Below are 7,242 nucleotides of genomic sequence, written 5' to 3' on the forward strand. Positions count from 1 at the left end.
TGAATCAATTTAGCAAAGTGTCCAGACTTGAAGGTCAGTTATTAGCAATTCAAGAACAGTTGAAAGATATGCATAGTTCCTTAGAGCGTATCCGAACAGATATTTCTGATTATTGAGCGATTATTGATCACTTTTAATCGATTTCAGTAGTTTGGATGTGATTCGGCAACACTATCATTGATTGCCTTTTTGATCTTGTTGTTAAGCTGATATCACCTACTTTTCTACATAGTTTTCGAGCTTAAAAAACTCAATCAATTCCTCAAACTTCGTGTCATTAGCGGTAGGAGTTAATAATTCAAGAAATTGAATTATGGCTGGATTCAAATACTTAAAAACATCCTGGGTTAAAACCGAAATTGCTTCGGCGGTCAACCCTTTAAGTTCACGAGCCAATCTAGCCATTCGTCCCTTAGCAAAATTGACTTGAAAGCGAGTCCTTTTCAGAAGCCGTTGTCTAAGATTTTCATAAAGCGTTTGTTTATCGATAGCTTGGGAATCGGGAAGATCGTGATTCAAAATTATTGGAATAATATCAGGATTTTCTTCTAGAAATAGCAGACTGCCTTCCTCGTTAAATGCTTCAATCCCTTCCATGCCCAAAGTGCCTAAATCAGCCAAAGCAATAATCCGAGCTACCAGAGATAGGTTTTTATCAGAAGAGTAGAGGTCAGGCTGGTAAATGGTATTGTCTGAAGTATCATAGTAACAAATGGTAGCGTTAATGGCTTCTGTAATGATTTGTACATCTGAATCGGTAAACAAGGCCAGATGGTTAGGAGTTTGCTTACTTATCCATTCATTCTGATTTTTGATGTAATCCAAAAGCTTAGTAATTGTAGCAGCTTCGCTCACACCACTTTCTCGCCGTCTAGAGATATAGGGTTGGATTTGAGGGACAAACTCTTGCACCATATCGTGAGCAATGGCGCACAGATCGATTAACTGTTTCATTCTGCTCAGATAGTCTGGTGCTATATCATTGTCCAGACCGGCTTCCCAATAGGGTCTGATGGCTTGGAAAATCCGATCAGCTCTACGCTGCACTCCATTAACATGGTCACAAGTATGATAGTAAAGCTGTTTTCGCTCCGTTTCTTTTTCCATTTCCAGCAGAGCAAAGGTTTTCACCCTAGTGACTGCTTCGACAAAGGAGCTAGGAAGCTGAGCTGACTCATCAATTGAGGGGTGTGGTAGATACTGATTATCCTGATTGTGTTGATTCATGAGAGTTGTTTTGATGACTATACCAATCCTAAATGAATTGTGATAATTTTTGTTCCCTTTTCCCTACTCCCTACTCCCTACTCCCTGTTCCCAGATCCGCTGTTCCCTGTTCCCTTTGGTATAATAACTGAATCGGTTTTAAATACCAAAAATTGATTTAATACGTTTGCGAATCTCGGCGAAAGGAGTTTCGTCTTCCTCTGTGGCACTGACGGTTATTCCTAAGCGTTCCAATGTCTCTTGACGTTTGGATAATTCTTCAGAAATTCGGTCAGCTAATTCTTCGTGCTTAGCCAAAAGACTTTGTAAATTGTCTCGATCCACCACAAACAGCATTGTCTCTTCTAGGGTAGCGATCGCTACTCTAGTAGGGTGGGCAAATTATCCTAGTAATACCAATTGATCACCAATCATGTCCATTTGCCCACCCTACAACCTGAGTAGGGTGGGCAATATATCAAATTAATACTATTTCATCACCAATCATGTCCATTTGCCTAACTTACATCGGGGTAGTGCGATCGCGACCTGAGTAGGGTGGGCAAATCATCAAAGTAATACCAATTGATCACCAATCATGTCCATTTGCCCACCCTACGCCTACAAGTAAGGTGGGCAATATATCAAATTAATACAATTTCCTCACCAATCATGTCCATTTGCCCACCCTACTACTATTTTATCAAAATCAACAGGGAGTAGGGTGGGCAAATTATGAATGTGGCGTAGGGTGGGCAAATCATCAAATTAATACCATTTGAGCACCAATCATGTCCATTTGCCCACCCGACAAGATCAGCGATTGGCCGTAGGCCACGCTACGCGATCGCACTGTTCCCTCTTCTGAGTTCCCTGTTCCCAGATCTGCTGTTCCCAGATCCGCTGTTACAGTACCCATTCCGTAGGGTAGGGTGGGCAAAAAATGATAGTTTGGCAATTTCATCATCAATCATGTCCATTTGCCCACCCTACTACAAGAGCGATTGGCCTACGGCCACGCTTCGCGAACGCACTTCCAAATTCATGATCATTTAGAATAAATCTGCATGGGAACCGGAACGAACCAGAAAAAGATTGGTTTCAGAGGTTTTGTAGATTAAAATCCAGTCTGGTTCGATATGACAATCTCGGTATCCACTCCAATTTCCTGTTAAGGCATGATCTTTGTATTTGGGTTCTAGTTCTTTTCTCTCTAATAAGTTCTCAATAACGGATTTAAGCTTTTCCATATTTTTGCCACGCTTCTGTAGCCTAAATTAAGCAACAAAATAGTCGGGTAGGGTGGGCAAATTCCGATAGTTTTGCAATCTGAGCAGTTATCATGTCAATTTGCCCACCCTACTTTATCAGCGATCGCTTTATTAAAGCGGTTTTCAAAAATAGGTGATAGCATTAAATTCCCAGTTCATTGTAGAGAGATTCTTTATTGGCACAAACGGTCAAGTTTTTTGGTTCTTCAATATTTATAATCGCTTGTTGGGTCTCTTCATTGAAGTCGTTAATTGTATAAGTGTTCTCTTCAATTCGTTTCTCTCTTTCAGCTTGAAGCAAAATAAGCGCGAGGTGTTTTTGTAAATAAATGGCTAGGGCGTTTTGTTGTTCTTCCTTTAGCTGTGCGATCTCCTCAAAGGTTTCTTGGATTAATTTAGTCATGGGTTGTTTTTGCGAAACCGTATTGATCGAAATTGTAGCACTTTGACATCCTCCCACCGCGCTCATCAAAGATTATAGTGCGATTGGCCGTAGGCCACGCTACGCGAACGCACTCAGTGGGGTAGGGTGGGCAAATCATCAACCATTAACCAATTGATCATCAATCTAGTCCATTTGCCCACCCTACTACTACTGACATTATCCCGGCCCGATCGCTCTTCCATTTTCCCAAACCGGCGATCGCACTGTTACCAGATCCGCTGTTCCCAGGCGTAGGGTGGGCAAATCATCAACCATTAACCAATTGATCATCAATCATGTCCATTTGCCCACCCTACTTTATCTGATAATTCTTCACGAAGAATACGGCGTAAATCCCCTTGGGTGAGAGGTTGCTCATTTGGCAGTAGGAGATGTTTTTTTAAAGCCTCATTTATCAGAGTCTGATAACCAATTCCAGCCGTTTCGGCCTGTTCTCGAAAATTGGCAAGAATATCATCATCGAGATAAATAGTAATGCGTGTTTTTCCTTTAGAAGGAATTACCGCTCCTCGTTTTCCTTTAGAAAAATCATATTCCTTTCTCATAAGCTTTTGTCTCCTGTTTTGTGGCGCGACGAGCAGAAATTAATCGAATCACCTCACCGCGCATGGTATATACAACGACCAATGGTAATCCAGAGTTTCCTATTCCCACTGCGATGAAACGTTCTTCACTAATCGAATCTGGATCAATGTCATGAATGGCAAGGGGATCGAAAAACACCATTTCAGCTTCCGCAAAGGAAACACCATGCTTTTGCCAATTGGTTTTTGCAATTCTTGGATCATATTCAAATGTCATACATATATTATATGTATAACTTAAAGTCTAGTCAAGATTAATGTAGTGCGATTGGCCGTAGGCCACGCTACGCGAACGCACTCGGTTGGTGTGTTGGGAGAAGCGTACGCTATTATTCTCCCCAAGCACTTAAAAATTCTACTTGATTTTTCATGTCTTCTGCTGATGAGCGTGGCAATTATCCTTAAAATCCGCCGCATTTGTTCACCAATGGAATAGTTTTGAAACCCTAAAATAATCCCTGAATGCTCTTGTTTTTTCTCGATAAAATTAGTATGAATTCTATAAAAGTCTCGGGCATTAAAGCTATAAATAACACGCTGATGGTCATAGGCCCATTGTAATTGTTCTTCATCGCTACGGGACAACATTTGAGCTTCCCCTGTCGAGACAACATTCACGTTGCGAAGACGCAAGGCCGTTATCAGATCGCTATCCATGCTATCTTCATCTAAATAAAGACGAATTTGTGTCATTTTTAGGGTTTGGTTGCCTGATAATGTTGTTTGGCGAGTTCTTCATAGGCGGTTTGTTCGGCTGCTATATCTTGGTCAATTTCCTGACGGTTAGCATGATAATACGTTAAGGCAGCATAAATTTGAGTGATTGTTAGGTGATTTAATCGTCTGGCTATTTCTTCGGCGTTGTTACCTTGATTATATAGGCCAGCAATTCGGCGCACAGAGGTTCGAGTTCCTGCAATGACTGGACGATTACTATTGGCATCAGTTGTGATCAGGCAAGCCAATGTCGGTAAGGGTTGCCAAGGGGTTTCTCCACTAGAAATGGGGGGTTTTCCCTTATTTTAAAATATAGTGCGTCCGCATTCGGAGCGGGTAGGGTGGGCAAATACTAAACGGAAGGCAATTTCATCAGGAACCCAAGACCATTTGCCCACCAAACTACAAGAGTGCGATCGCATTCGGTAGGGGTAGGGTGGGCAAATACTATACCGAAGGCAATTTCATCATATATCCTGACTATTTGCCCACCCGACAAGTGCGATCGCATTCGGAGCGGGTAGGGTCGGCAAATACTATACCGAAGGCAATTTCATCATCAATCCTGACTATTTGCCCACCCTACTACAAGCAAGGGGTAGGGTCGGCAAATCATCAACCATTAACCAATAGTCGGGTAGATCGCAATTCGATCGGGTAGGGTGGGCAAATTCTGTACCGAAGGCAATTTCATCATATATCCTGACTATTTGCCCACCCTACTTTATCCGCGTACGCACTCAGCGTGCTCATCCCCATTTGCCCACCCTACTCTGAATCGGGATTAAACTGAAACAGAGGATGCTCGCCACCATCAATATCTCAATATGTCGAACTATCGTCGTTCTTATGTGCCAGGAGGAGTATTTTTTCTGACAATAGTCACTTATCGCCGTATTCCTCTATTTTCAGATGTTGAGAATATAATAAGGTTACGGAAGGCCATGGCGAAAATGCGGACAGAAAAACCCTTTGACATCACTGCAGCCGTTGTGTTACCGGATCATCTTCATTTTATCTGGTCGTTACCACCGGATGATTCTAATTATTCTATGGGAGTGTCTCGGTTAAAGGTATTATTTACCCGGTCTTTACCGGGAAAACGCTCATTTTCGGTAGATGTTTCTGCTTCTCGTCGTAAGCATCGAGAAAGCAATGTCTGGCAACGTCGGTTTTGGGAGCATACCATTCGTAATGACCATGATTTACACCGACATATAGATTATATTCACTATAATCCGGTTAAACATGGTTTGGTGTCTTGTCCTCATTTGTGGGAATATTCCAGTTTTCACAAATGGGTGGAGCGAGGCAGGTATGAACCCGATTGGGGGTGTTGTTGTGGGAGTAATTTACCACAAGTTCTAGATTTTAGCGATTTAGAAGATTTTGCAGGGGAGTAGGGTGTGCAAATTATTAATGTGGGGTAGTGGCGTTGGCGTAGGGTGGGCAAATTATTAATGTTTGACCAATTGATCTCGAATCATGTCCATTTGCCCACCCGACAAGAGCGAACACTTTGCTTGAACGCAACCAACAACATAGGTGATCGCATGCCCTAGGGTAGTCGGGTTGGGTGGGCAACTTCTGAGAGTTTGGCAATTTGATCACGAGTCATGTCCATTTGCCCACCCTACTAGATCTGCGTACGCACTCCTAACCTTGATCAATCCTACGCTTCCGGGTATTTTTCCTTGGTTATCTCTTTTATTTTTTCGATTACCCAATTGTACATTTTGTCCTTTCCTATGGACTGACTTTGGCGGAATAATACATTCCCACTAGCACTGTTACACTTGGGGAATGTACCGCCATAATCCTCTGATTTACCCCATGCTCTATCCATTATAAGCAGAGATCTGCTTGAGCTATTCTCATAGCCATAACACAAATCGATTGTACCTTTTAATAAATTCGACCAGTTGCTAGGTAAGCCGCTCATGGCCTCCGCTACCGCTACATTCATATCCATACTGTATGCGGCTTTTGTTCCACTTACTTGACCGCCTGCTACCTCGCTCCTTAATCCCAAACCCATTTCTACGACAACCGTAAATTCTAACGAATCTAACACATCTTCCTCTTCCGTTGCGTCACTGGTCATTTTTTGGAGCGGTTTTTTGGGTTTTGGATCGTAATGGTTGTAACAAACTCCCAAGTCCGCCTTTGTCTGGTTGAACCTTGCTTCATTTTCACGTTCAATAATGGCACCGTCCGCAAGGGTCGCTACTCCAACACCTAAAACACTTAACGACTTCTCACACCCACCTTTTTCCTCCTTTTCTGTTTCCAACTCCCGGCTTTCTTCCTTTGTTACCTTCCTTAATACCAATGACCCCATCGCTGTCGCTTCTTCCTCCAATTGTCTTTCCTCTTTTTTTCTCACTCCTTTTTCCTTTCTTAACCGTTGCACCCTTCCCTGCTTCTGCTGGACCACATGCCAAGCCTCATGGGGCAAATGCTTCTCCTGCCCCGGCCCAACATGAATCTCCGTCCCCTGTGCATACGCCAATGCCTGCAATTGTGCAGGTTTCGACGAGTTGTAATGTACCCTCACATCATCCATCGAATAGCCCGAGAGGTTCTCTATTCCTGCCTTGAGGCGATCAGGCAAGCCCGTTTTGTTTTCCTTTTGGCTCCTCGATTCCCTCATGCTATCGCCATAAGTCAGCTCATCCCCCGTCAACGGTTGTGCTCTGAGCTGCACCATCATCCTTTTAGGCTGCAACACCTTATGCCCACCGTGATTCGCCCCTTGCCTGGTTCTATCTCCCGGCTGTCCAAAAGAAAACTTCCCTTGCAGCCCCATTTCTCTCCTTCCCCTTTCCGGTTGGGTTACTCCTGATTCTAAGGTGCGCATCACCTTCGCACTCATACTTCCCCATTCCCCTACCGCATCTTCGGCGTTCCACTCCCTTTCCTCTGCATCCAACATTTCTCTTATACCTTTCCGTCTTTCGTCTTTCTTTTTTTGAGCTATTGACAACGAGGTAGAGTGAGAATATTTCGGTTTATAGGA

The 7,242-nt window shown here is 43.2% G+C and carries 11 protein-coding genes and 1 pseudogene; 2 read left to right on the forward strand and 10 right to left on the reverse strand.

Annotated features, from left to right (window positions below; translation table 11 throughout):
- Positions 1-216 precede the first annotated feature (216 nt).
- The 9 genes and pseudogenes from F6J94_RS26960 to F6J94_RS27000 form a co-directional block, all read right to left on the reverse strand.
- On the reverse strand, positions 217-1,227 hold the full coding sequence (locus tag F6J94_RS26960; protein ID WP_293045909.1) for a hypothetical protein: 1,011 nt from the start codon (positions 1,225-1,227) through the stop codon (positions 217-219).
- Between the two features lie 138 nt (positions 1,228-1,365).
- The gene (locus tag F6J94_RS26965) at positions 1,366-1,563 is read right to left on the reverse strand and encodes a hypothetical protein (protein WP_293029734.1); all 198 of its coding nucleotides are present in this window, start codon (positions 1,561-1,563) and stop codon (positions 1,366-1,368) included.
- Positions 1,564-1,969: 406 nt separating this feature from the next.
- Entirely contained in the window at positions 1,970-2,173 is a 204-nt protein-coding gene (locus F6J94_RS26970) for a hypothetical protein (RefSeq protein WP_293029737.1), read from the reverse strand.
- 85 nt (positions 2,174-2,258) lie between these two features.
- Positions 2,259-2,468: pseudogene (locus tag F6J94_RS26975) on the reverse strand (type II toxin-antitoxin system YafQ family toxin); the annotation flags it as partial.
- Between the two features lie 151 nt (positions 2,469-2,619).
- Positions 2,620-2,946 carry a hypothetical protein gene (locus tag F6J94_RS26980; protein ID WP_293045911.1) on the reverse strand — a complete coding sequence of 109 codons (327 nt, stop codon included), beginning with the start codon at positions 2,944-2,946 and terminating at the stop codon, positions 2,620-2,622.
- A 245-nt stretch (positions 2,947-3,191) separates the two neighbouring features.
- Positions 3,192-3,467 carry a BrnA antitoxin family protein gene (locus F6J94_RS26985; RefSeq protein WP_293045913.1) on the reverse strand — a complete coding sequence of 92 codons (276 nt, stop codon included), beginning with the start codon at positions 3,465-3,467 and terminating at the stop codon, positions 3,192-3,194.
- Positions 3,451-3,723: a BrnT family toxin gene (locus tag F6J94_RS26990; RefSeq protein WP_293045916.1), complete on the reverse strand. Its 273-nt coding sequence runs from the start codon at positions 3,721-3,723 to the stop codon at positions 3,451-3,453. Before F6J94_RS26990 ends, F6J94_RS26985 begins: the two co-directional genes overlap by 17 nt.
- Before the next feature lie 20 nt (positions 3,724-3,743).
- Complete coding sequence (locus tag F6J94_RS26995) at positions 3,744-4,199, reverse strand: DUF5615 family PIN-like protein (RefSeq protein ID WP_293045919.1); 456 nt, start codon at positions 4,197-4,199, stop codon at positions 3,744-3,746.
- Positions 4,200-4,201: 2 nt separating this feature from the next.
- Positions 4,202-4,471 (reverse strand): DUF433 domain-containing protein, encoded by a 270-nt coding sequence (locus tag F6J94_RS27000; RefSeq protein WP_293045923.1) that lies wholly within the window; start codon positions 4,469-4,471, stop codon positions 4,202-4,204.
- A 188-nt stretch (positions 4,472-4,659) separates the two neighbouring features.
- On the opposite strand from F6J94_RS27000, the gene F6J94_RS27005 reads away from it, so the two are divergent.
- Both F6J94_RS27005 and F6J94_RS27010 read left to right on the forward strand, forming a co-directional pair.
- Positions 4,660-4,884, forward strand: a complete 225-nt coding sequence (locus F6J94_RS27005; RefSeq protein WP_293045926.1) for a hypothetical protein — start codon at positions 4,660-4,662, stop codon at positions 4,882-4,884.
- A gap of 166 nt (positions 4,885-5,050) precedes the next feature.
- Entirely contained in the window at positions 5,051-5,626 is a 576-nt protein-coding gene (locus F6J94_RS27010; RefSeq protein ID WP_293045929.1) for a transposase, read from the forward strand.
- Between the two features lie 269 nt (positions 5,627-5,895).
- On the opposite strand, the gene F6J94_RS27015 is transcribed toward F6J94_RS27010, so the two are convergent.
- Positions 5,896-7,242, reverse strand: a 1,347-nt coding sequence (locus F6J94_RS27015; RefSeq protein ID WP_293045932.1) for a DUF4157 domain-containing protein, incomplete at its 5' end; no start/stop codon positions are given.

Origin of the sequence: Moorena sp. SIO1F2 (assembly GCF_010672755.1) — a bacterium.
In the GTDB taxonomy this organism is placed as follows: Bacteria; Cyanobacteriota; Cyanobacteriia; order Cyanobacteriales; family Coleofasciculaceae; genus Moorena.

What these genes read in the sequence shown, in the direction of transcription:
- F6J94_RS27010 (WP_293045929.1), top strand. Translation starts at nt 5,051, where the DNA reads ATGTCGAACTATCGTCGTTCTTATGTGCCAGGAGGAGTATTTTTTCTG.
- F6J94_RS26980 (WP_293045911.1), bottom strand. Translation starts at nt 2,946, where the DNA reads ATGAGCGCGGTGGGAGGATGTCAAAGTGCTACAATTTCGATCAATACG.
- F6J94_RS26960 (WP_293045909.1), bottom strand. Translation starts at nt 1,227, where the DNA reads ATGAATCAACACAATCAGGATAATCAGTATCTACCACACCCCTCAATT.
- F6J94_RS26970 (WP_293029737.1), bottom strand. Translation starts at nt 2,173, where the DNA reads ATGATGAAATTGCCAAACTATCATTTTTTGCCCACCCTACCCTACGGA.
- F6J94_RS26990 (WP_293045916.1), bottom strand. Translation starts at nt 3,723, where the DNA reads ATGACATTTGAATATGATCCAAGAATTGCAAAAACCAATTGGCAAAAG.
- F6J94_RS26985 (WP_293045913.1), bottom strand. Translation starts at nt 3,467, where the DNA reads ATGAGAAAGGAATATGATTTTTCTAAAGGAAAACGAGGAGCGGTAATT.
- F6J94_RS26995 (WP_293045919.1), bottom strand. Translation starts at nt 4,199, where the DNA reads ATGACACAAATTCGTCTTTATTTAGATGAAGATAGCATGGATAGCGAT.
- F6J94_RS26965 (WP_293029734.1), bottom strand. Translation starts at nt 1,563, where the DNA reads ATGCTGTTTGTGGTGGATCGAGACAATTTACAAAGTCTTTTGGCTAAG.